Genomic DNA, 21,392 nt, shown 5'->3' on the forward strand with positions numbered 1-21,392 from the left:
CCGCCGCTGTCCGATGGCGCTCCGGCCTGGACATACATGCAGCGCCGCACCGCATGACCGCGGAGCGGCCGTATCCAATACCATGACAGTGCAGCAGGGGACCGTTTCCGCCTTCGGCGGGAGCGGTCCTCTGTTATTTATAGCAGACATCGAAAATGCTGACAGCAGTTCGGCGGGTACAGGCGGCGCATAACCGCGTATTCCTCCTTGACGGGCGACAGCCCGCCTGCGTCGTCATCCTTGTTCTGCACCACCTGTACCCAACTCCTTTGCTGCCATTATTTCTGATGTTTGCTATAGAAAAAGAATATCCCCAGGCCGCAGGCCCGGGGATATTTTAGCGCTTTTGACAGTTGGAGCGGCAGTTGAAACAGCAGCCGTCGCAGGCCGACCCGCAGCCGCCCTTTCGGCGGAGGCAGGAGCGGAGCGCCAGGAACAGCCATCCGCCCAGCAGAGCCAGGATCAAGAATTCCAGCATGAAAAGACCTCCTTATGCCAATAACAGAAGGATGTGATAGACCAGGAAGGAGACCACCCAGGCCACGCAGCACTGGCTGACAGCCACGCCCGCCGCCTTCCAGCCGGAGCCCAGCTCCCGCTTCACGGCGGAGATTGCCGCCACGCAGGGAGTATACAGCAGGGTGAACACCAGGAAGCTGGCGGCAGTCACGGTGGAGAACAGGGCGCTGAGGGCCTCCACAGTGACGTCGGTACCGGCGCCGGTGAGGATGCCCAGGGTGGAGATCACGGATTCCTTGGCGATGAAGCCGGTGATCAGCGCAGTGGAGACCCGCCAGTCCCCAAAGCCCAGGGGCGCAAACAGGGGCGCGATCCAGGTGCCCACGGTGGCCAGCAGGCTGTCGGCGCTGTCCGTCACCAGATTCAGCCGGGTGTCGAAGGTCTGAAGGAACCAGACCAGAATGGTGGCCACGAAGATAATGGTGAAGGCGCGGGTCAAAAAGTCCTTGGCCTTGTCCCAGCACAGCTGCCCCACGCTCTTGGCGGAGGGGAAGCGGTAGTTGGGCAGCTCCATGACAAAGGGGACCGGATTGCCCCGAAACGCCGTGACGCCCAGGACCTTGGCGGCCAAAATGCCCACCAGGATACCGGCCAGATACAGCGCGATCATCACCAATGCGCCGTTGCGGGGGAAGAACGCGGCGGTGAACACTGCGTAGATGGGGATCTTGGCGGAGCAGCTCATGAAGGGCGTCAGCAGAATGGTCATCCGCCGGTCCCGCTCGGAGGCCAGCGTCCGGGTGGACATGATGGCGGGCACCGAGCAGCCAAAGCCGATCAGCATCGGCACGATGCTCCGGCCGGACAGGCCGATCTTCCGCAGCAGCTGGTCCATGACAAAGGCCACACGGGCCATGTATCCGGTGTCCTCCAGAATGGATAAAAAGAAGAAAAGGACCACGATGATGGGCAAAAAGCTCAATACACTGCCTACGCCTGCGAAAATACCGTCGATCAGCAGGCTGTGGACCACCGGATTCAGGCCGTAGGCGGTCAGCCCTGCGTCCACAGCGCCGGTGAGGGCGTCGATCCCCGCCGCCAGCAGGTCGGACAGAAACGCGCCGATGACATTGAAGGTCAGATAGAAGATCGCCAGCATGATGCCGAAGAAAATAGGCAGAGCCCAATATTTGTTGGTGACCACCCGATCGATGGCCTCGCTGCGCTGCCGTTCCCTGGACTCCCGGCATTTGACCACCGTCGCCCGGCAGATGCCCTCAATGAAGTCGTACCGCATGTCCGCCAGGGCCGCGTTGCGGTCCATGCCGTGTTCGGCCTCCATCTCCTGAACGCTGTGCTCGATCAGCTCCAGCTCGTTCTGGTCCAGCTCCAGCCGCTCCCGGATATCGGGGTCGTCCTCGATCAGCTTGGTGGCGGCGAACCGGACCGGAAGCCCGGAGGCCTCGGCGTGGTCCTCGATCTGATGGACCACCGCGTGGATGCAACGGTGGACGGGACCGGGGGAGCAGAAGTCGTACACCGCCGGATAGGTGCGGTTTTTCGCCACGCTGACCGCGGTGCGGATCAGTTCGTCCACGCCCTGGTTCTTCACCGCCGAAATGGGGACCACAGGGATGCCCAGGGCCTTGGACATGCCCTGGATGTCGATGGTGCCGCCGTTGGCGGAGACCTCGTCCATCATGTTCAGCGCCAGCACCATGGGGATGCGCATCTCCATCAATTGCAGAGTCAGGTAGAGATTCCGCTCAATGTTGGTGGCGTCCACGATATTGATGATGCCGTCCGGCTTCTGGTTCAGGATGAAGTCCCGGGTGACGATCTCCTCCGGCGTATAGGGCCGGATGGAGTAGATGCCCGGCAGATCCACGACGGTGCAGTCCTTCTGCCCCCGGACCTCACCGGATTTCTGATCCACGGTGACGCCGGGGAAGTTGCCCACATGCTGGTTGGAGCCGGTGAGCTGGTTGAACAGGGTGGTCTTGCCGCAGTTTTGATTGCCTGCCAGTGCGAGGATCATGCCTTCCTCACCTCCACGGTGATATTGTGGGCGTCCTCTTTCCGCAGGGACAGGGAGTAGCCCCGCACCCACAGCTCAATGGGATCTCCCAGAGGGGCGACCTTTTCGACCCGCACCAGAGTCTTGGGGATCAGGCCCATGTCCAGCAGACGGCAGCGCAGCGGGCCCTCTCCGCCCACAGCGGTGATGACAGCGTCCTGGCCCAGGGGCAGCATATCCAAAGTCATCGGCAATTTCCTCCTTTACAGTTAGCTTATTCTAACTATTGCGAGTCTATCACGGCATCTCGTCTCTGTCAAATAGCAAAATCACCAGAATTTCCGACAAACTTTTTAAATCATTTTGTATACCATCGATTGACAAGGGGAAATACGGTTTTTCGGGGCTAAAACAAATGCTGGCAGGCGTGTTTCCCCTTGTTAATCGATGGTAGAAAAACCTTCTGGCAGGAGGAAGCAGTTGCGGGGGCCTGGAAGGCTGTGGTATACTGAGATCATCAAAAAAATGAGGTGATCGGGATGCTTTCATTCAACCATTTCAACTTCAATGTGTCGGATCTGGACAAGTCCCTTCAATTTTATAAGGACGCCCTGGATCTGGAGCCGGTGCGCCGGAAGGAAGCGGCGGACGGCAACTTTGTCATTGCCTTTCTGGGGGACGGGAAGACGGACTTCCGTCTGGAGCTGACCTGGCTGCGGGACCATCCCCAGAAGTACGATCTGGGGGAGTGCGAATTCCACCTGGCCATGCAGGCGGAGGACTACGCCGCCGCCCATGCCCGGCATGACGCGCTGGGCTGCATCTGCTTTGAAAACCCGGAGATGGGCATCTACTTCATCAGCGACCCCGACGGGTACTGGATCGAGATCATTCCCGCGCGGTAAGGGGGAGAGATGAAACGGCTGTTTGCGCTGTTGGCCGCCCTGCTTCTGCTGACGGCCTCGGCTGCTGCCTTGGAGCCGGTGAAGCGGCCCATCTCCAACGGCGGCTACACCCACTATGCCATCGACGGCGACGGTACCCTCTGGTCCTGGGGCGACAGCTTCCACGGCGGTATCACCGCCGAGGTGGACCCGGTACTCTGGGAAGATGCCGTACCGGAGGTGAAGCACGCGGTCTATGCGGAGAGCGGTTTTTTGGCAGGCTTTGCGGTGGATCGGGACGGCGTCCTCTGGGGCTGGGGGAGTGATTTTCAGGGGAAGCTGTGCGGACAGAGCGGCCGTCAGGGCGCGGTACGGCTGATGGACCACGTGGTTTCGGTCCACGATATGACTGAATGTGTTGTGGCGCTGAAGGACGACGGGACGCTGTGGACCTGGGGCGGATATGATTCGGAGACGGAAACGTTCCGGATGCCGGAGCAGATCATGGACCAGGTGCGGGCCTTTTGGGGAAATTATATCCAGTTGGAGAGCGGTACATGGGTAGAGCGGCGGTCCGCCGAAGATGGAGAGACTTTGCTGCTCCCGGTGGCGGTCAACGCGGCGGAGGTGAGCTATGATTATGCCGCGGACGCACTGCTGATGCTGGGAGAGAACGGCGGCCTCTATCGGGCGGTCCGCAAAGGGGATTGGTACGGCACGCCGGAGCTGCTGCTGGAAAACGTAGTCTGCTTCCACGGCGGACTTGGTCCCACCGCTGTGACGGTGGAGGGCACCCTCTGGTCTTGGGGCCGCGGGAGGCCCGCCATCCTAAAGGACGGTGCGCCGGACTCGGAGGACGCCTATAACGGTGACCTGCCGGACAAGGAGCTGGCGGTCCCGGTGAAGATCATGGAGGGCGTCCGTTACGCAGAGGCCACCGAGGACTGTACGCTGGCGATTCTGGAGGATGGCAGCCTCTGGGAGCTGCCCAGCACGTATCATGTGTCCATTCAGGAGGAGTACCCGCAGGATCGGTTCCCGGAGGTCCGGACGGAATGCAGGAAACTGATGGAGCAGGCGGGAGAGGTGTCCTGGATGGAGATCGATCCGAATGCCCCGGCACCGGAACTGCTGGAGATGCCGGATGCCCTGCGGGAAAAGCCGGAGGCAGAGACAGAAGTGCCTGTGGAAACACCCCGGGAGGAACCGGCGGAGACGCCGGCGGTTGAGGAGACACCTCTGTCCACCGCGGAGCGCGGCCCGGTCTTCTGGGCGGCGCTGGCGGTTTCCCTGCTGCCCCTGGCGGCGGCTGTGTGCTTCCAATGGAAAAAGCGGCGCTGAAGCGGGACGGCACGGCGCGCTCTGCGCCAAAAGGAGACTGACGACGACAAAAATCGCCTCCGCGGCATTGCCGCGGAGGCGGTTTTTTCGTGTTTACCAGACCAGCGTCTGGAAGTAGTCCTCGATCGTCTCCGCTCTCCGGATCAGCTCCACAGAGCCGTCCTCTTTCAGCAGCAGCTCAGCGGAGCGGAGCTTGCCGTTGTAGTTGTAGCCCATGGCGTGGCCGTGAGCGCCGGTGTCGTGGATGACCAGCAGGTCGCCCATATCGATCTTGGGCAGCATCCGGTCCACGGCGAATTTGTCGTTGTTTTCGCACAGGCCGCCGGCCACGTCGTACTTGTGGTCGCAGGGAGCGTGCTCCTTACCCATGACGGTGATGTGGTGGTAGGCTCCGTACATGGCGGGGCGCATCAGGTTGCAGGCGCAGGCGTCCACACCGATGTACTCCTTATAGATATGCTTTTCGTGGATGGCCCGGGTGACCAGGTGGCCGTAGGGCGCCAGCATGAAGCGGCCCAGCTCCGTGTACAGGGCCACGTCATCCATTCCAGCGGGCACCAGGATCTCCTCATAGGCCCTGCGCACGCCCTCGCCGATCGCGGCGATGTCGTTGGCGGGCTGCTCCGGCCGGTAGGGAATGCCCACGCCGCCGGAGAGATTGATGAACGTGATGTGGACGCCGGTCTCCTCTTTCAATTCCACGGCCAGCTGGAACAGGAGGCGGGCCAGGGCAGGGTGATATTCATTGGAGAGGGTGTTGGAGGCCAGGAAGCTGTGGATGCCGAACTCCTTGGCACCCATGGCGGATAGCCGCTGGAAGGCCTCCGCGATCTGCATGCGGGTCATGCCGTACTTGGCGTCGCCGGGGTTGTCCATCACCTGAAAGCCCTCCCGGGTCTCTCCCAGAGTGAACACGCCGCCGGGATTGTAGCGGCAGCAGATCTTTTCGGGAATTTTGCCGATGGACTGTTCCAGATAATCCACCAGAGTGATGTCGTCCAGATTGATGATGGCGCCCAGCTCGTCCGCCAGCTGGAACTCCTCGGCCGGGGTGTTGTTGGAGGAGAACATGATGCCCTCACCGGTGACGCCGCACTTCTCCGCCATCAGCAGCTCCGCCAGGGAGGAGCAGTCACAGCCGCAGCCCTCCTCTTTCAAAATTTTCAAAATGGCGGGGGTGGGAGTGGCCTTCACGGCGAAATACTCCCGGTAACCGGGATTCCAAGCAAAGGCGGCTTTCAGGCGGCGGGCATTTTCCCGGATGCCTTTTTCGTCATAGATGTGAAAGGGCGTGGGATACTGGGCGGCAATGGCCTCCAGCTGTTCTTTTGTGACAAAGGGAGTTTTCATAGGGATGACCTCGAATCCTATCAGAGTGGGCAGGCCCGGGACCGTCCGGACCACAGATATCCCTCATTTTACGAGCAGGCCCCTGGATTTGTCAAGAAATTTGCTGAAAAATAGCGGCATAATTGTATTTCAAATAAAAACAACGGATCTGCGCTCCAGTGACGATATTCTGATAAAAAAATAGCCCTTGTTTTTAGGACAGACCCGCATTACAATAGAGGAGAGAACTTGCACCGTTGCAGACGGAGAAAGGAACGGTATGATGAAAAACGTTGTTGTGAACGCCGTTGGCGAACAGTGCCCCATCCCGGTGGTAAAGGCCACCCGCGCCCTGCGGGCGATGACCGAGCCGGGAATCTTGGAAGTCCATGTGGACAATGAGATCGCGGTCCAGAACCTGACCCGGATGGCCAGCGGCCACCATTTGACGGCCAAGGCGGAAAAGACCGGCGCGGCGGAATTCGTGGTCACCATGGAGGTCACCGCCCCCGTGGGCGACGCGCCTGCCGAGGAGCCGGAGCTGGCCTGTGCGCCGGATATGCGGAGCGATTTTGTAGTGGCTGTGGACACCGATGTGATGGGCCGCGGCAGTGACGAATTGGGCAGGACTCTGATGAAGGGCTTTTTGTTCGCTGTCAGCCAGCTGCCCAAGCTGCCCAAGACCATCCTGTTCTATAACGGCGGCGCCAAGCTGACCGTGGAGGGCTCTGATTCCCTGGAGGACCTGAAAAAGATGGAGGCCCAGGGGGTGGAGATCCTGACCTGCGGCACCTGCCTCAACTTTTACGGCCTGACGGAGAAGCTGGCGGTGGGCTCCGCCACCAATATGTACAGCATCGTGGAGACGCTGGCAGGGGCGGGAAAGGTCATCAAGCCATGATCTATCTGGACAATGCCGCCACCACCCGGCCCAAGCCGCCGGGCGTGGCGGAGGCGGTGACGGCGGCCATGAACGCCTACGGAAACTGCGGCCGGGGCGTCCATGACGACGCATTGTCCGCCGCCCGGACGGTCTACGGCGTCCGGCAGAAGCTGGCGGACCTGTTCAACTGCTCCAGGGCGGACCATGTGGCGTTCACGCAGAACTCCACACAGGCGCTGAACATCGCCATCAGCGGCCTGCTGACGGCGGAGGACCACGTGATCTCCACAGACCTGGAGCACAATTCCGTCCTGCGGCCCCTGTATCGCCTGCGGGAGCAGGGCATGGCGGTGGAGTTCGTGTCCGCCGGCCGGACCGGAAGCATCGACTATGGGGACTTTGAACGGCTGCTGCGGCCCAACACCCGGGCTGTGGTCTGCACCCATGCCTCCAACCTGACGGGGGATCTGGTGGATATCCAACAGGTGGGGGCGTTTGCACACCGGCATGGCCTGCTGTTTATTCTGGACGCCTCCCAGACGGCGGGCGTATTCCCCATCGACATGGAGCGCCGGCACATCGATGTGGTGTGCTTCACCGGGCACAAGAGCCTGCTGGGGCCTCAAGGCACCGGCGGCCTGTGCGTCCGGGAGGGCGTGGAGGTCCGCCCCTTTGCCGTGGGCGGCACCGGGGTCCAGAGCTATTTGGAGACACAGCCCATGGAGTATCCCACCCGCCTGGAGGCCGGGACGTTGAACAGCCACGGCATCGCGGGGCTGGGCGCGGCGCTGGACTTCATCGAAAAGACCGGCATGGATGCCATCCGCGCCCATGAGATGGACCTGGCCCGCCGGTTTTACCAGGCCGTCCGCCTGCTCCCGGGCGTTACGGTATACGGCGATCACACCGCGCCGGAGCGTGCGCCTGTGGTGACGCTGAACATCGGAGATGTGGACTCAGCGGAGGTATCCGACGAGCTGGCGGAGCGCTTCGGCATCGCCACCCGTCCCGGCGCCCACTGCGCGCCCCGGCTCCACCGGGCGCTGGGGACCGGGGCGCAGGGCGCGGTCCGGTTCTCCTGGTCCTATTTCAACACAGCGGCGGAGACCGATGCCGCGGCGGAGGCGGTCCGCGTCCTGGCGGAGGAGGCCCTGTGAGATGCGGGAAAAGACGGAAAAGTGCGTGGTGACCTTCCGAACCACCACCGGGGCCATGGCCATGGAGCGCGCCTGTAAGTCGGCGGGAGTGCCGGGGCGGCTGATCCCCGTGCCCCGGACCATCACCGCAGGCTGCGGCATGTGCTGGGCCGCACCGCCGGCCGCCCGGGAGGCGGTGGAGGAATTGGTGATGGAACAGCACTTGGATGTGGACGGGATCTATGCTATAATCCTCTGAGAGGTGATTCGATGGCAGCTAATTGCGAGGAGTGTGTCCACTACGATTATGACGACGAGCTGGACGCCTATTTCTGCACCATGGACCTGGATGAGGACGAGATGGAGCGCTTTCTGCGCAGCGCCAACAACGCTTGCCCCTTCTACCGCCGGGGCGGCGACTATGAGACCGCCCGGCGGCAGTGAGGAGAGAGGCAGATGGAACTGGTAGACCTGTATGATGAAAACCGCGTCCCCCTGGGGAGAACGGCGGAGCGATATGCGAAGAAGGACCCCGGCGAGCTGCGCATCGTGGTCCATGTGTGCCTGTTTGACCGCCTGGGCCGCCTGCTGATCCAGCGGCGGACGGAGAACAAGCACATCTGGCCCGGATTGTGGGATGTGACGGTGGGCGGCGGCGTGGATGCCGGAGAGACCACCCGCCAGGGGGCGGAGCGTGAGATCCGGGAGGAGCTGGGCTATGCCCTGGACCTGTCCGGCCTGCGGCCCTCGGTGACTGTGAATTTTGCCGGTGGGTTCGACGACTTTTTCATCGCCGTCCGGGATGTGGACATCGATGGGCTGTCCCTCCAGGCCGAGGAGGTCAGCGCCGTCCGCTGGGTGACGCTGGAAGAGCTGCTGGCTATGGTGGACGACGGCAGCTTCATCCCCTATCCCAAGAGCTTTCTGCAATTCCTGTTCGACATGCGGGAGACCTTTGGATTTCCCACCAAATAAAAAAGCCCCTTTTCAGTTCCATGCGGCGCTGGCATTCATCATGGCCTTTTTGTCAGGGCGGACAAAAGGACAGCCGTCATAAAGCTGGCGGCTGTCCAATAAAATAGTATTTAAATCAAAAAATATATTGGATAGCAATTCCCAACAGGATGACTGCAGTCATGCAGCATATGATGAGACCCCATTTTGTGTGGGAATGTCTCGATACACGGTCGGAAGGGGCACGCTTTGTTTTTTTGAACTTACCCATTTGATGGGCATTAAAGAGTAGAATTAGTACAAAAACGGCAGGAGCCAGCACAAACACAAGAACCCCCAAAGCCTGGTCATCGGCGGGAATGGGATGTAAGAACATAGCGATCGCTCCTTTTGAATTCCAGTTTGCTGCGCTGTGTACTTCACGCTAAAACGAAATTATTTCAATCATTGTACCATACAATAAAACTGCTTTCAATCAAGCATTTGGCAAAATGAACAGGGGCCATTTCGGCAGCATTTATCCTGAAAAGAGCGTAAAACAGCAGCGCCGCGGAGTTTTCTCCACGGCGCTGCTGTTTATTCGGAATTGGAGCGGATGGGGAAGCGGAACACACACGCGCCGGTGTCCAGACGCTGCCAGCGGAAGGTTCCCCCCGCCATGTGCATGGAAATGGCGTCCTGATAGTCCACGCAGGCGACACAGCCGTTGATGATCTGGGGAAAGAGAATCCACAGGCTGTCAAAGTCCGGCAGCAGGACCTCGCCGGTCTCGGAGAGCAGGCGGCGCTCCGGGGGACCCTCTGTGTCCGTGTAGGCGTAATAATACCGCACTCCGGTCACAGGGTCGGTGATATTCCAGACATTGCGGTAACCTGGGAATTCCGGTGGCTCTTCATAGAGGCTTTCGTAGTCGATCTCCGCCGGATATCCATCAGGCGGCGTCTCCCGTACCGCCTCCTGCTCCAGATCCAGATACAGGCGGAGGGGCTGGTCGCCGTCCGGGCTGTGGTTGTATGAGGTGAGGTAGACCACCCGCCCATCCGCCTGATCCAGCCAGGGGCCGCCCTCGTCGTTCCAGGCACAACGGTCCCCCAGATATGGCCGGAAGATGTCGGCGGAGAACTGGTGGACCAGTTCTCCCCGATCGTTCCAATAGAAGAGGTTTCCCTGATCGGCGGTGACCAGCAGTCCTTCGGTGGAGTAGACATAATACCCGTCTACTGTCCGCACCCAGCTTCCGTCCGGAGCCGCTATGGTCAGGTCAAAATCTCCCCGCTCCAGCTGAGAACCCTCCTGCTGATACAACTGATCGCTGCCCCGCCAGAGCAGCAAAAAGCCATTCTCCATGGAGATGCTGGCATAGACCGGCTCGGTGACCACCTGGCCGTCGGCAGTGGTGAGGCCGTACAGGGGGAGCGCGTCGCAGATATAGTTGTCCACGGTCAGCTCCGCGCCGATGTAGGGGAGGAGCTGGCCATAATCGTCCCTGGGCTGGAGCGGCCCGCTGCCGCTGTACGGCTCAAAACGGGTATACAGAGGCGCTTCCTCTTCCCGGGGCGTCAGCTTGGACCAGTCGGTGTAGACGGGAGAGACCGTCTCCTCCGGAGGCGGCGCTGTCCCGCAGCCGGTCAAAAGGCAGAGGAGGAGCAGAGAGATCAACAGACGTTTCATAGCGTCTCCTTTCAGTCGGAGTTGGTGCGGAGGGGATAGCGGAAGGCCGCTTCGCCGGTATCCAGGGAGATATAAGCGTATATATCGCCCTCCAACGTGGAGATCAGGCCGCCGGCAATCCCATAGTCGGCGCTGTGCCAGTCGGGATAGAGCAGATGTCCCTGCGCGTCTAAAAGGTCATACCGCCAGCGGCCGTCTGTTTTGCGGTGGCCAAGCAGAAAGACCTCTCCGGTGACAGAATCGGTGATGGGATACAGGTCCCTGTAACCATCTATTACCGGCAGTTCTGCGGATACGTCCTCCTGTCCCTCCGCAGAGGCCCCCGGGGGAGCCTCTTTGGAAATAGTCCCGGTGGAACTGTCCAGCCAGCCTATGAGCGCATCGTCTATGCCGTCATACAGGGCCCCGAAGCCATCCCTCCAGACCACTATGGGACTGCCGGCGTCATCCCAGAACCAGAAACCGCAGCCCATCCATTGGACCAGCGTATCTCCGGGGAAAAAGGCGGAGACGGAGCCGGTGTCATCCAGAATGGTGATGGAACTATCCTCTCGGTACAGAGCCAGATGGCGGTCATCCACCTGTTCCGCCGCCCGGTAATCACCGGAGACGACCCAACTGCCGTCCGGCGCGGCCGCTGTGACCGATACGCAGTTCTCTGCCCAGATGGGCACGCTGCCGTTGTCGGAAAACCATGCCGGATCACCTTCCACACTGCTGAGAAGAAGGAATTTGGATGTGCCTGAGCTGCCGTCAATGGTACGAATATAGCAGTAGACCGGCTCTGTTACCAGCTGGCCGTCTGTGGTGACCAGACCGTAAAGCGGGTAGTAGTCTTGAAAAAGAACCCCCATGTAGGGCAGCAGCGGGCCGTAGTCCTCCCGAGGCTGGAGCGGCCCGGTGCCGCTGTATGGCTCAAAATAGGTATACAGCGGACCGTTCTCTTCCCGGGGCACCAGCTTGGACCAGTCGGTGTAGACAGGAGAGACCGTCTCCACCGGAGACGGCGCTGTCCCGCAGCCTGCCAGCAGGCACAGGAACAGCAGGACCGGGACCATCCGCCTCATGAAACATTCCCCACATCCAGTACAGACACATAGCCCTCATGGGCCACCAGGGTCTGCCCCTCCTCGCTGAGGAGCCAATTGTACAGGACCTTGGCGGGGGCGTCGTCAGCGAGGCCGGCGGCGGTCAGGACATAGTAGTTGTTCAAAAACGGATACGCGCCGGAGCGGATGGTGTCCGCGTTTGGTTCCACACCGTCGATGGACAGGATCTTCAGGCCCTCCGCCATCTTCATGTCGTTGGCGTAATAGTAGACCGTGTAGCCGATGGCGTTGGCGGAGCCGTCAAAGGCGGCCACAGCCTGGATGAGGTCGCCCATCTCGCCCCGCACATAGTCCGCCGGGGCCTCCATCATGGGCAGGTCCTTCATCACCAGCTTCCGCATGGCGGTCTGGCTCCCGGCCTCGGCATTCCGCTGGAAGGGGACAATCTCCAGGTCATCTCCGCCCACCTGGGACCAGTTGGTGATCTCGCCGGTGTAGATCTTCTGCACCTGCTCTGTGGTGAGGGAGTCCACCGGATTGTCCGCGTTCACGATGAACACCAGGGCGTCCACGGCAAAGGGCTCCATCTCCCATGCAAAGCCGCGCTCCTCCTTTTCCTTCCAGATGCTCTCGGCAGGCTCGGCGGAGATCAGCAGGTCGGCCCGGCCGTCCATCAGCTCCCGGAAGGACTGGGTGGTCTTGGAGAATTGAATGAGGTCCGAGACCTCCTCCCGGCTCTCGCCCAGCAGGACGCTGGCGATGGCCTGTCCCAGGGGCACGGTGGAGGTGGATCCGTTGAGACGGGGGAAATTTTCCCGGGTAAAGACGAATTGCTCCGGCTGGGGGTCCGGCGGCGGAGAGGCCGGTGTCTGGCCGCAGCCCGCCAGCAGGCAGAGCGCCAGCAGCGGCGCCAGGAAACGTGGGCATTTCATGGTGCAACACTCCTTTCTGCTCTTAATTGTACCAGGTATTCAGAAAAAATCCCGCCTTTTTCATGACAAATAGTTACAAAAGAGAAACAATTAGACGCCCGCCTGACGGCGGACGTCTGATCGGTTCAGTTGGGATTCACAGCCCATCCGGGTCCTCCGGGACCAGCAGATGCATCATGGATACCTCGTAAGCCACCCGCTCCTCGGCGCCGGACTCCGTGACCTTGCGGTATGTACGGCTCTGCACCCGGCCCTCCAGGGTCAGGGCGTCGCCCACCTGCATCCGGCTGACCTGCACGGCCAGCTGGCCCCAGGCGATGACCGGCAGATAGTCCGCCCGGCCATACCGCCGGGGGGCGGCCAGCATCAGGTCGCAGATGCTGCGGCCCAGGGGCGTCCGGCGGAACACCGGCGGCTTGCAGAGCGCGCCGGACAGGGTGATCTGGTTGACAGGCTCGCCAAGGCCTGGCTGAAGCTCCTGGGCATATACGGTCAGCACCAGCCGGTTGCCCACGCCGCTGCGGTTGTTGAAGGACCGCAGCTGGCCCCGGACACGCAGGGCGGCATTGGGAGAGATCTGCGGCACCAGGCTCTCCGGCAGCAGGATGGGCAGGGTGTCCGCCTGACCTGACAGCCGGGGGACCTGCAGATAGCAGCGGTAAAATTGGGTATCATGGTTTTCGTGGGACCATTCCGGCGCGGCCAGGGCCAGGCCCTCCAGCAGCACTTCGTTTCGGGTTTGAGTCGTCATGTTGTCCACCTCTCGGTCGTGATGGTGCATTCTATGAGCGGTTTTCCATGGATAGACCTCTTGTGTATGGAGAAAATGTAGATTATAATGGACTCATTTCCCGTTGACTGGATTTTGCACACACGGCGGACGCAAGGAGGAGGGCATATGGCAGATCTCTTGGATTATCTGGACTGGCGGGGGGACCTGACGCTGGAACAGGCGCCTTTCAATGAGGTGGACAACCTGATTTTGGCGGAGCTGGTCTTTGTGGATTTCAAGGGCATCGTTCCCGCCCCCGGGGAGGGGGAGAGCGTGGAGCTGCGTCAGGCGGCGGACGCCTTTTTCGCCCGCTTTCCCAAGGGGGAGAAGATCGACATGGGCGTTCTGGTGCCGGACGCCATCCCGGAGATGCTGCGGAAGATGGCCATCTCCAACCGCTTCCGGGCCATGAAGCTCAACTGCTTTGTGGACTGGCTGGACAACGAAAAGGCGGAGCAGTTCGCCGCCCTGACCGTCGAGACGGGGGACGGGGCGCTGTACCTCTCCTTCCGGGGCACCGACGACACGCTGGCGGGCTGGAAGGAGGATTTTCAGCTGGCCTGCGTGCCGGAGGTCCCGGCCCAGAAGATGGCGGTGCGGTATGTGGAGCAGGTGGCAAAGCAGTTCCCCCGGAAAAAGCTCCGGCTGGGCGGCCATTCCAAGGGCGGCAACCTGGCGGTGTGGTCCGGCGTGTTCTGCCCGGCGGCCATCCAGCGGCGCATCGCCGCCATCTGGTCCAACGACGGGCCCGGCTTCCACGACGACCTGCTGGACCTGCCCCAGCACCAGCGGGTGGCGGACCGCATCGTGTCCATCGTGCCCAAGTCCTCCGTGGTGGGGATGATCCTGGAGCACGAGGAGGATTACTTCGTGGTGGACAGCGACCAGCAGGGCCTGATGCAGCACGACGGCTTTTCCTGGCAGGTGATGGGGGACCACTTCGTGAAGCTCCGCAGCGTCACCCGGCAGGGGCGGCTCAACGACCTGGTGCTGAAGGAGTGGGTCCACCACATGTCCCAGGAGCAGCGGGAGCTGTTCGTGGACGGCCTGTTCGATGTGCTCACCGCCTCCGGGGCCCAGACGCTGACCGATTTGAAGGCGGAGAGCTTCAAGGCCGCCGGCGCCATGGTCAAGGCCATGAAGGACATGGACAAGGACACCCGGGACGCCCTGTTTTACGCCATCAAGCTCCTGTTCCGCAGCAATTTCAAGGTGCTCATCGAGGACTGGCAGCAGGAGAGCGAGAAGAGACCGAAAAAGAAGTGGAATCTGAAAAAGACCGAGCAGTGACGGCGGAGGTGCCGCACCATACAAAAACAGCCTTGCGTTTCCAAAAGGAACGCAGGGCTGTTTTATTTTTCGGGCTTCTGGTATTCTAATAGGTCCTCAATTTTGCAATCCAGTACACAGCACACTTTTGCAATGAAATCTAAATCTACTCTCACAATATTCTTGGATTTGCAATAGCGGTCAATCGTATCGTTTTTAATGCCGGTGAGGGTATGCAGACGATTTTTCGAGATGTTTTTAGCATGTAGGACTTCCGCTAATTTTACTTTTACATGCCCATATTCATCCAACTTATAGCTGACAATGCTCTTGAAGTCATCCACAATACCACCCCCCTGTTTACTTTCTTATCATATCATTGGCTATCCCTGTTGACATTACCCCTGTTAAAGTATACCCTTATATATGGGTAATAAAAGAGGGGAGAAAGTAATGAGAAAGTATGTGATGATAACCTGCATAATCCTGCTCATTATTGGAAATTGCTTCTGGCATATGAAACCGCCAGAACCGGAATCCTGTGCCCTGTGCGGAGGCAGGACCTATCACGCGCCCTGTGTTTTGGAGCTGTCCACGGGAACGCTGACGGAGCTGGCGATCTATGCGCCGGACCCGCTCCACTTGGGGGAGCTGGCGGAGGAGCAGGACATGGATCACCATGTGTTCTGCATGGCCGGAAGCGTGGCCATGACTGTGGAGCGGACGCCGGAGCGCCAGCGGTGCACCGCCTATCTACCGCTTTCCCGCAAGCCGATGGACCGGAAGCTTTTCTGCGGAGACTGCCGAAAGCTGCTGGCCGAAACGCGCCAGAGGGGCTTTGTCCTTCTGGACCTGCGGGACACGGCGGATATCACAGCCTATCCAATAGCGCCGGACGCCGCGTATCTCATCCGGGGGTATACCGTGTCCGCCGTTGAGAGTGAAGGGGGCTATACGGTGGAGGTGTCCGCGGCACGATTCCAGGCCGCCCCCTGAATAAAGGAAGCACTGCTTAAATCCCCGCACACATCTTCACGCCGGAAATCCCCCCTGGACTGCGTCAAAAAACTTGAAATCCGTCAGGATTCCTGCGTTTTTCTTCCTTGCCAGGAGAAATTTCTGCCGCAAATCTGTGCACGTTGATTTAAGCAGTGCTTCCTAAACACACCCCCCGCGGCGTTCGCCGCGGGGGGATTTGTTCGGGATTTAGTCCTGTCCGGGGACCTTGGGCAGATGCGCAAAGCTGGCTTCCAGCTCCGCGTCGGTGGGGATGTAGTCGCTCATCTCACCGTTGTGGAACTTCTCATAGGCCACCATGTCGAAGTAGCCGGTGCCGGTGAGGCCAAAGACGATGGTCTTTTCCTCGCCGGTCTCCTTGCACTTCAGCGCCTCGTCAATGGCGACACGGATGGCGTGGCTGGACTCGGGGGCGGGGAGGATGCCCTCCACCCGGGCAAACATCTCGGCGGCTTCAAAGACCTTGGTCTGCTCCACGGAGACCGCCTCCATGTAGCCGTCGTGGTACAGCTGGCTGAGGATGCTGCTCATGCCGTGGTACCGCAGGCCGCCGGCGTGGTTGGGAGAGGGGATGAAGCCGCTGCCCAGGGTGTACATCTTCGCCAGGGGGCAGACCATGCCGGTGTCGCAGAAGTCGTAGGCGAACCGGCCCCGGGTCAGGCTGGGGCAGGAGGCGGGCTCCACGGCGATGATGCGGTAGTCCTTCTCCCCCCGGAGCTTCTCGCCCATGAAGGGGGAGATCAGGCCGCCCAGGTTGCTGCCGCCGCCGGCGCAGCCGATGATGATATCGGGGACGATGCCGTATTTATCCAGCGCGGTCTTGGTCTCCACGCCGATGACGGACTGGTGCAGCAGCACCTGGTTCAGCACGCTGCCCAGCACATAGCGGTAGCCGGGGTTGCTGGTGGCGACTTCCACGGCCTCGGAGATGGCGCAGCCCAGGGAGCCGGTGGTGCCGGGGTGCTCCGCCAGGATCTTTTTGCCGATCTCGGTCTCCATGGAGGGAGAGGGGGTGACGGAGGCGCCGTAGGTCCGCATGACCTCCCGGCGGAAGGGCTTCTGCTCGTAGCTGACCTTTACCATGTACACCTTGCAGTCCAGGCCCAGGTAGGAGCAGGCCATGGAGAGGGCCGTGCCCCACTGGCCGGCGCCGGTCTCGGTGGTGACGCCGACCAGCCCCTGCTGTTTGGCGTAGTAGGCCTGGGCGATGGCGCTGTTCAGCTTGTGGGAGCCGGAGGTGTTGTTGCCCTCGAACTTGTAGTAGATCTTGGCCGGCGTGCCCAGCTTCTCCTCCAGGCAGTAGGCCCGGACCAGGGGAGAGGGGCGGTACATCTTGTAGAAATCCCGGATCTCCTGGGGGATGGGGATCTCCCGGGTGTCGTTGTCCAGCTCCTGGCGGATCAGCTCGTCACAGAACACGGGGCGCAGGTCCTCAAAGCCCATGGGCTGACCGGTGCCGGGATTCAGCAGGGGAGCGGGCTTGTTCTTCATATCCGCCCGGACATTGTACCAGGTTTTCGGCATCTCATCCTCGGACAGGTAGATCTTGTAAGGGATGTTCTTCTCGGTGGTCATAGCGGTACTCCTTTCATATCCGGGGCCCATGGGGAAATAAAAAAGACTCTCATCCCACAAGGACCACTCCAATGGTTCCTTTGGGACAAAAGTCTAAAACTTCTGCGGTGCCACCCAAATTGACGATCACTCGTCCGCTCGGCGACGTGCCAACACACGTCTTTCCTTGGTAACGGGGGAAAAGCCCGTCGGATCTTACTGAGAGCAGCCGCTCCGTTCAGTCCGCCCTCCGCAGTCCATTCGGCGGGGCCACTTCTGCTGCCATTCCACCACCGGCAGCTCTCTTGGAGAAGCGACGTCCGTGTACTCGTCTGCGTCACAGGTTTTGCTTTTGGATTTGAACGCAGTGTACTCCGATGAAGTGCGTTTGTCAATCCCTCAAAAATATATTTTTCAGTTTGGATAAAAAACACCCGCTGTACCCTGGAAAAAACTGTATATGTTGAACAAAACACGCGATACGATCCAAACCAGACAAAGCGGAGCGGACAGACACCAGCCCGTGCCTGTCCGCTGTAGTGCGTTACCGCTGATATTCAAACTCGAAGTTGTACATGGACACCGTGTCGCCGTCCTGGATGCCCAACTGCTCCAGCTGCTGGAACAGACCGGATTCCCGCAGGGTCTTGTCAAAATACATCCGGCTTTCATAGTCGGAGAAATTGATATTTCCCATGAGCCGCTGGAGCCAGGGGCCCTCCACCAGCCAGGTGTGGCCGTCGTCGGCGCGCTGGATCTCCAGCGGCGCGGAGGCGTCGATGACAGGGGGCTTCGGCACGTATTCCGCCTGGTACACCGTGACGGGAGGCAGGGAGGACAGCATCTCCGCCACCTTGCCCACTAGCTGCCGGGTGCCCTGGTGGGACGCCGCGGAGATCTCGAACAGGGCGTAGCCCAATTCCTCCGCATGGGCGCGGAGCCGCGCCAGGTTTTCAGGGTCCTCCATGATATCCACCTTGTTGGCGGCCACGATCTGGGGCCGCACCGCCAGCTCGGGACTGTACTGCTTCAGCTCCTCATTGATGGCGTCGAAGTCCGCCACAGGGTCCCGGCCCTCGCTGCCGGAGACATCCACCACATGGACCAGCAGGCGGCAGCGGTCGATGTGCCGCAGGAAGTCATGGCCGAGACCTGCGCCCTCGCTGGCGCCCTCAATGATGCCGGGAATATCCGCCATGACGAAGCTGACGCCCTCGTCCACCCACACCACACCCAGGTTGGGGTACAGGGTGGTGAAGTGGTAGTTGGCGATCTTCGGCTGGGCCTTGGACACCACGGACAGCAGCGTGGACTTGCCCACGTTGGGGAAGCCGATGAGGCCCACATCTGCCAGCAGCTTCAGCTCCAGAATGACATCATGGCTCTCGCCGGGGAGGCCCGCCTTGGCGAAGCGGGGCACCTGCCGGGTGGGGGTGGCGAAGTGCTTGTTGCCCCAGCCGCCCCGGCCGCCCCGGCAGAGCACATAGGGCTCCGAGCCGGACATGTCCTGGATGATCTCATTGGTCTCCGCGTCCCGCACCAGAGTGCCCCGGGGCACCCGGATGATGAGGTCCTGTCCGTCCTTGCCGGACTTTCTGGCCCCCTGGCCGGGCATACCGTTGGACGCCACGTATTTGCGCTTGTAGCGGAAGTCCATCAGGGTAGACATGTTGTCGTCCACCACCAGGACGATGGAGCCGCCCCGGCCGCCGTCGCCGCCGTCAGGGCCGCCGGCCGCCACATATTTCTCCCGGTGGAAGGAGACCACGCCGTTGCCGCCATCTCCGGCGCGGACCGTGATCCGGGCCTTGTCGATAAAGGATGCTGCCATAGAACACACCTCCAATAGTTGTTTGTATCGTCCATTCACTTGAAAAAGCGCACAGGGATTGACGATGAAATGCAAATCAAGGCCGCGGTCCGCGGCCTGTCACAGCGCATGTGCGCTGTGACACTTGAAAAGTGATCTGGCACTTTTCAAGTTATTTGATTATAGTATACCCATTGAGGCGCATACATCCCAAGGCACAGAAGCTGTGCCCTCGGATGCAGACGCCTCACCTGAAAAGAGCCCCGAACGTGTGCGTTCGGGGCTCCAAAGCTCTGATTGCTTACTCGGCGTCGTAAACAGAAGCCTGCTTACGATCCTTACCCAGGCGCTCGAAACGGAGCACGCCGTCCACCTTGGCAAACAGGGTATCGTCAGTGCCGATACCAACGTTCTTGCCGGGATGGATGCGGGTGCCGCGCTGGCGGACCAGGATGTTGCCGGCCTTGACAAACTGACCGTCGGCGCGCTTGGGACCAAGGCGCTTGGACTCGGAGTCACGGCCGTTCTTGGTGGAGCCGCCGCCCTTCTTGTGAGCGAAGAACTGGAGACCAATACGAATCATGATACGGACCATCCTTTCTGTAAGATTGTAGATGGAGAGGAAGTCAATCTTCCTCCAAAACCTCGATGTTTTCGGGATACTCGTCGTGGAGCTCGGCAAAGTAGACCATCAACCCCGTCAGAAGCGCCTGACAGGTGCTCTCGGCCGTGGGAGCCAGACCCCCGGGCAGACGGAGCGAGATGGAAGCGTCACTTTCCCGGACCTTCACGGATGCCGCCAGACCCAGCACGTCGTTGATGGTGGCCTCCACCAGGCGGATGGCGCTGGTGATGCCCGCGCAGACAATGTCCGCGCCCTCCTCGGCGTAGCCGCTGTGGCCCTTGGAATCAAAACCGGTGATCCGGTCGCCCTCCGTGCGGAACGTGATCGTGGTCATGCTCAGACAGAGATCTTGCCGATCTCAACCTTGGTGTAAGGCTGACGATGGCCCTGACGCTTGCGGTAACCCTTCTTGGGATTGTACTTGAAGATGCGGATCTTCTTGCCCTTGCCGTTCTTGACGATGGTGGCCTCCACGGAAGCGCCCTCCACCACGGGAGTGCCGAAGGTGGCCTTGTCGCCGTCGATGACGGCCAGGACCTGGTCGAACTTGACGGTCTCGCCGGCTTCCTGGTCCAGCTTCTCGATGTAGACCACGTCGCCCTCAGCGACCTTGTACTGCTTGCCGCCGGTCACGATGATTGCGTTCATTTGTATTTCAACTCCTTCATTTACGGGCTCGCTGTCGGGGGCGATGCCATTGGCATACTTTCAGACCCATTCAAAGCGGCTTATCAAGTATATCAGCGAAAAACCAGAATGTCAACGCTTTTTCGGAATAAAATCGCATAATCGCCAAAAATCAGTAAAGATCCCAATAGGAGATCCGGCGGGTGGAAAAACGGGTCAGGCCGGAGACAGTGACCGTGAGTTTGCCCAGCCCGCCTATTGGAACCCCTTCCCATGTGTCCGGCACCCGGGGATTCAGATGGAAGCTGAACTGATTGCCGTCTTTAGATGAGCCCGCTGGCGCCGGCCTCGGAACAGGGATAACGGCTCCCATTCACGGCAGCGGTCATAGCGGCAGTGGTGGACATCGTCCAAGTGACCTTATCCACACGCATGGACTGACAGCCGGATACCAACTGGCCGCCGGCGCGGCCGTAAACACCGCAGGCGCGGAACCAGACCCGGTACTCTCCCTGCCGGTTTTCGTCCACCGAATCCACCAGAACGCGGCAGCCGCTCTCATCCGCATACAGCACCTTTCCCGCATTGCTTTCCAAGTCCTTCAGATCCAGCTCCACCGAAAAGCTGTTCGGGATGTCCTCATAGGATATCTGGTAATTTGAATCGGTAAACTGAAAGGCAAGGCCATGTCTCCAGGTACCATACACTCCATTTTTGAACGTTATAATTATCAAAACAGCCAATATAACGGTAAATCCGGCACCTGTCAGCGCCCATCGCCGCTTTAGCTGCCGCGGGTTGGGAGACTGGGGAGCACTGCCGTAGATGATCTCCGCCACCTCCACCCCCAGAGCCTCCGCAATGCGCTCCAGAGTCTCCACGTCCGGCAGGGCTTTTCCCGTCTCCCAAGCAGATACCGCCTGCCGGGTGACAAAGAGCCTTTCCGCCAGCTCCTCCTGGGTCATGTGTTTGGCGGTGCGGAGCCGCCGGATGTGTTTGGAAACAGATGCCATTATGCTCCCTCCTTCTGGAATGCCCTTATCCTACCATACGGCGGGGGAAA

At 60.5% G+C, this 21,392-nt stretch carries 25 protein-coding genes; 9 read left to right on the forward strand and 16 right to left on the reverse strand.

What is annotated here, in order from left to right; all coding sequences use genetic code 11:
- Positions 1–337: 337 nt before the first annotated feature.
- The 3 genes from Q0Z71_RS06695 to Q0Z71_RS06705 are packed head-to-tail and all read right to left on the reverse strand — an operon-like array spanning position 338 to position 2,724.
- Positions 338–478: a FeoB-associated Cys-rich membrane protein gene (locus tag Q0Z71_RS06695; protein WP_298019857.1), complete on the reverse strand. Its 141-nt coding sequence runs from the start codon at positions 476–478 to the stop codon at positions 338–340.
- A 12-nt stretch (positions 479–490) separates the two neighbouring features.
- Entirely contained in the window at positions 491–2,497 is a 2,007-nt protein-coding gene (gene feoB / locus Q0Z71_RS06700) for a ferrous iron transport protein B (RefSeq protein ID WP_298019859.1), read from the reverse strand.
- Complete coding sequence (locus tag Q0Z71_RS06705; protein ID WP_298019861.1) at positions 2,494–2,724, reverse strand: FeoA family protein; 231 nt, start codon at positions 2,722–2,724, stop codon at positions 2,494–2,496. The genes feoB and Q0Z71_RS06705 overlap by 4 nt, the downstream gene beginning before the upstream one ends.
- Positions 2,725–3,015: 291 nt before the next feature.
- Here Q0Z71_RS06705 and Q0Z71_RS06710 point away from each other — a divergent pair, with 291 nt between their 5' ends.
- Together Q0Z71_RS06710 and Q0Z71_RS06715 are read left to right on the forward strand one after the other, a co-directional pair.
- Positions 3,016–3,381 carry a VOC family protein gene (locus Q0Z71_RS06710; protein WP_298019863.1) on the forward strand — a complete coding sequence of 122 codons (366 nt, stop codon included), beginning with the start codon at positions 3,016–3,018 and terminating at the stop codon, positions 3,379–3,381.
- Positions 3,382–3,390: 9 nt separating this feature from the next.
- Complete coding sequence (locus Q0Z71_RS06715; protein ID WP_298019865.1) at positions 3,391–4,701, forward strand: hypothetical protein; 1,311 nt, start codon at positions 3,391–3,393, stop codon at positions 4,699–4,701.
- A gap of 93 nt (positions 4,702–4,794) precedes the next feature.
- Here the strand turns inward: Q0Z71_RS06715 and Q0Z71_RS06720 are convergent, their stop codons facing one another.
- Positions 4,795–6,051, reverse strand: coding sequence for a diaminopimelate decarboxylase (locus tag Q0Z71_RS06720; RefSeq protein ID WP_298019867.1), 1,257 nt, complete (start codon positions 6,049–6,051; stop codon positions 4,795–4,797).
- Between the two features lie 262 nt (positions 6,052–6,313).
- On the opposite strand from Q0Z71_RS06720, the gene yedF reads away from it, so the two are divergent.
- From yedF to Q0Z71_RS06745, 5 genes are read left to right on the forward strand one after another with little or no spacing between them, the layout of a single operon-like run.
- Positions 6,314–6,931 carry a sulfurtransferase-like selenium metabolism protein YedF gene (gene yedF, locus Q0Z71_RS06725; RefSeq protein ID WP_298019968.1) on the forward strand — a complete coding sequence of 206 codons (618 nt, stop codon included), beginning with the start codon at positions 6,314–6,316 and terminating at the stop codon, positions 6,929–6,931.
- Positions 6,928–8,070: an aminotransferase class V-fold PLP-dependent enzyme gene (locus Q0Z71_RS06730; RefSeq protein WP_298019869.1), complete on the forward strand. Its 1,143-nt coding sequence runs from the start codon at positions 6,928–6,930 to the stop codon at positions 8,068–8,070. The genes yedF and Q0Z71_RS06730 overlap by 4 nt, the downstream gene beginning before the upstream one ends.
- A gap of 1 nt (position 8,071) precedes the next feature.
- Positions 8,072–8,308 carry a DUF3343 domain-containing protein gene (locus Q0Z71_RS06735; protein ID WP_298019871.1) on the forward strand — a complete coding sequence of 79 codons (237 nt, stop codon included), beginning with the start codon at positions 8,072–8,074 and terminating at the stop codon, positions 8,306–8,308.
- Positions 8,309–8,319: 11 nt separating this feature from the next.
- Positions 8,320–8,493: a DUF6472 family protein gene (locus Q0Z71_RS06740; protein WP_298019873.1), complete on the forward strand. Its 174-nt coding sequence runs from the start codon at positions 8,320–8,322 to the stop codon at positions 8,491–8,493.
- Between the two features lie 12 nt (positions 8,494–8,505).
- Positions 8,506–9,024, forward strand: a complete 519-nt coding sequence (locus Q0Z71_RS06745; RefSeq protein WP_298019875.1) for an NUDIX domain-containing protein — start codon at positions 8,506–8,508, stop codon at positions 9,022–9,024.
- A gap of 115 nt (positions 9,025–9,139) precedes the next feature.
- On the opposite strand, the gene Q0Z71_RS06750 is transcribed toward Q0Z71_RS06745, so the two are convergent.
- The 5 genes from Q0Z71_RS06750 to Q0Z71_RS06770 all read right to left on the reverse strand — a co-directional run bounded on the left by Q0Z71_RS06750 (position 9,140) and on the right by Q0Z71_RS06770 (position 13,406).
- The gene (locus Q0Z71_RS06750; RefSeq protein WP_298019877.1) at positions 9,140–9,379 is read right to left on the reverse strand and encodes a hypothetical protein; all 240 of its coding nucleotides are present in this window, start codon (positions 9,377–9,379) and stop codon (positions 9,140–9,142) included.
- A gap of 200 nt (positions 9,380–9,579) precedes the next feature.
- Positions 9,580–10,674, reverse strand: a complete 1,095-nt coding sequence (locus tag Q0Z71_RS06755; protein WP_298019879.1) for a hypothetical protein — start codon at positions 10,672–10,674, stop codon at positions 9,580–9,582.
- 11 nt (positions 10,675–10,685) lie between these two features.
- Positions 10,686–11,741, reverse strand: coding sequence for a hypothetical protein (locus Q0Z71_RS06760; RefSeq protein ID WP_298019881.1), 1,056 nt, complete (start codon positions 11,739–11,741; stop codon positions 10,686–10,688).
- Positions 11,738–12,655: a PstS family phosphate ABC transporter substrate-binding protein gene (locus tag Q0Z71_RS06765; RefSeq protein ID WP_298019883.1), complete on the reverse strand. Its 918-nt coding sequence runs from the start codon at positions 12,653–12,655 to the stop codon at positions 11,738–11,740. The genes Q0Z71_RS06760 and Q0Z71_RS06765 overlap by 4 nt, the downstream gene beginning before the upstream one ends.
- 136 nt (positions 12,656–12,791) lie before the next feature.
- The gene (locus Q0Z71_RS06770) at positions 12,792–13,406 is read right to left on the reverse strand and encodes a single-stranded DNA-binding protein (protein ID WP_298019884.1); all 615 of its coding nucleotides are present in this window, start codon (positions 13,404–13,406) and stop codon (positions 12,792–12,794) included.
- A 147-nt stretch (positions 13,407–13,553) separates the two neighbouring features.
- On the opposite strand from Q0Z71_RS06770, the gene Q0Z71_RS06775 reads away from it, so the two are divergent.
- The gene (locus tag Q0Z71_RS06775) at positions 13,554–14,717 is read left to right on the forward strand and encodes a DUF2974 domain-containing protein (protein ID WP_298019886.1); all 1,164 of its coding nucleotides are present in this window, start codon (positions 13,554–13,556) and stop codon (positions 14,715–14,717) included.
- 62 nt (positions 14,718–14,779) lie between these two features.
- Here the strand turns inward: Q0Z71_RS06775 and Q0Z71_RS06780 are convergent, their stop codons facing one another.
- Positions 14,780–15,040 (reverse strand): helix-turn-helix transcriptional regulator, encoded by a 261-nt coding sequence (locus tag Q0Z71_RS06780; protein ID WP_298019889.1) that lies wholly within the window; start codon positions 15,038–15,040, stop codon positions 14,780–14,782.
- Positions 15,041–15,212: 172 nt separating this feature from the next.
- On the opposite strand from Q0Z71_RS06780, the gene Q0Z71_RS06785 reads away from it, so the two are divergent.
- Complete coding sequence (locus Q0Z71_RS06785) at positions 15,213–15,692, forward strand: hypothetical protein (RefSeq protein WP_298019891.1); 480 nt, start codon at positions 15,213–15,215, stop codon at positions 15,690–15,692.
- Positions 15,693–15,902: 210 nt separating this feature from the next.
- Here Q0Z71_RS06785 and Q0Z71_RS06790 read toward each other — a convergent pair whose 3' ends face one another.
- The 6 genes from Q0Z71_RS06790 to Q0Z71_RS06815 all read right to left on the reverse strand — a co-directional run bounded on the left by Q0Z71_RS06790 (position 15,903) and on the right by Q0Z71_RS06815 (position 21,342).
- Positions 15,903–17,288, reverse strand: coding sequence for a TrpB-like pyridoxal phosphate-dependent enzyme (locus tag Q0Z71_RS06790; RefSeq protein ID WP_298019894.1), 1,386 nt, complete (start codon positions 17,286–17,288; stop codon positions 15,903–15,905).
- A 523-nt stretch (positions 17,289–17,811) separates the two neighbouring features.
- Complete coding sequence (gene obgE, locus Q0Z71_RS06795; protein WP_298019896.1) at positions 17,812–19,098, reverse strand: GTPase ObgE; 1,287 nt, start codon at positions 19,096–19,098, stop codon at positions 17,812–17,814.
- A 280-nt stretch (positions 19,099–19,378) separates the two neighbouring features.
- Complete coding sequence (rpmA, locus tag Q0Z71_RS06800) at positions 19,379–19,660, reverse strand: 50S ribosomal protein L27 (RefSeq protein ID WP_298019898.1); 282 nt, start codon at positions 19,658–19,660, stop codon at positions 19,379–19,381.
- Positions 19,661–19,703: 43 nt separating this feature from the next.
- Positions 19,704–20,036, reverse strand: coding sequence for a ribosomal-processing cysteine protease Prp (locus Q0Z71_RS06805; RefSeq protein WP_298019900.1), 333 nt, complete (start codon positions 20,034–20,036; stop codon positions 19,704–19,706).
- Positions 20,037–20,038: 2 nt separating this feature from the next.
- Positions 20,039–20,350: a 50S ribosomal protein L21 gene (gene rplU / locus Q0Z71_RS06810; RefSeq protein ID WP_298019902.1), complete on the reverse strand. Its 312-nt coding sequence runs from the start codon at positions 20,348–20,350 to the stop codon at positions 20,039–20,041.
- Between the two features lie 302 nt (positions 20,351–20,652).
- On the reverse strand, positions 20,653–21,342 hold the full coding sequence (locus Q0Z71_RS06815; RefSeq protein ID WP_298019904.1) for a helix-turn-helix domain-containing protein: 690 nt from the start codon (positions 21,340–21,342) through the stop codon (positions 20,653–20,655).
- Positions 21,343–21,392 lie beyond the last annotated feature (50 nt).

Source organism: uncultured Dysosmobacter sp. (assembly GCF_947631635.1).
Lineage (GTDB): Bacteria > Bacillota > Clostridia > Oscillospirales > Oscillospiraceae > Oscillibacter.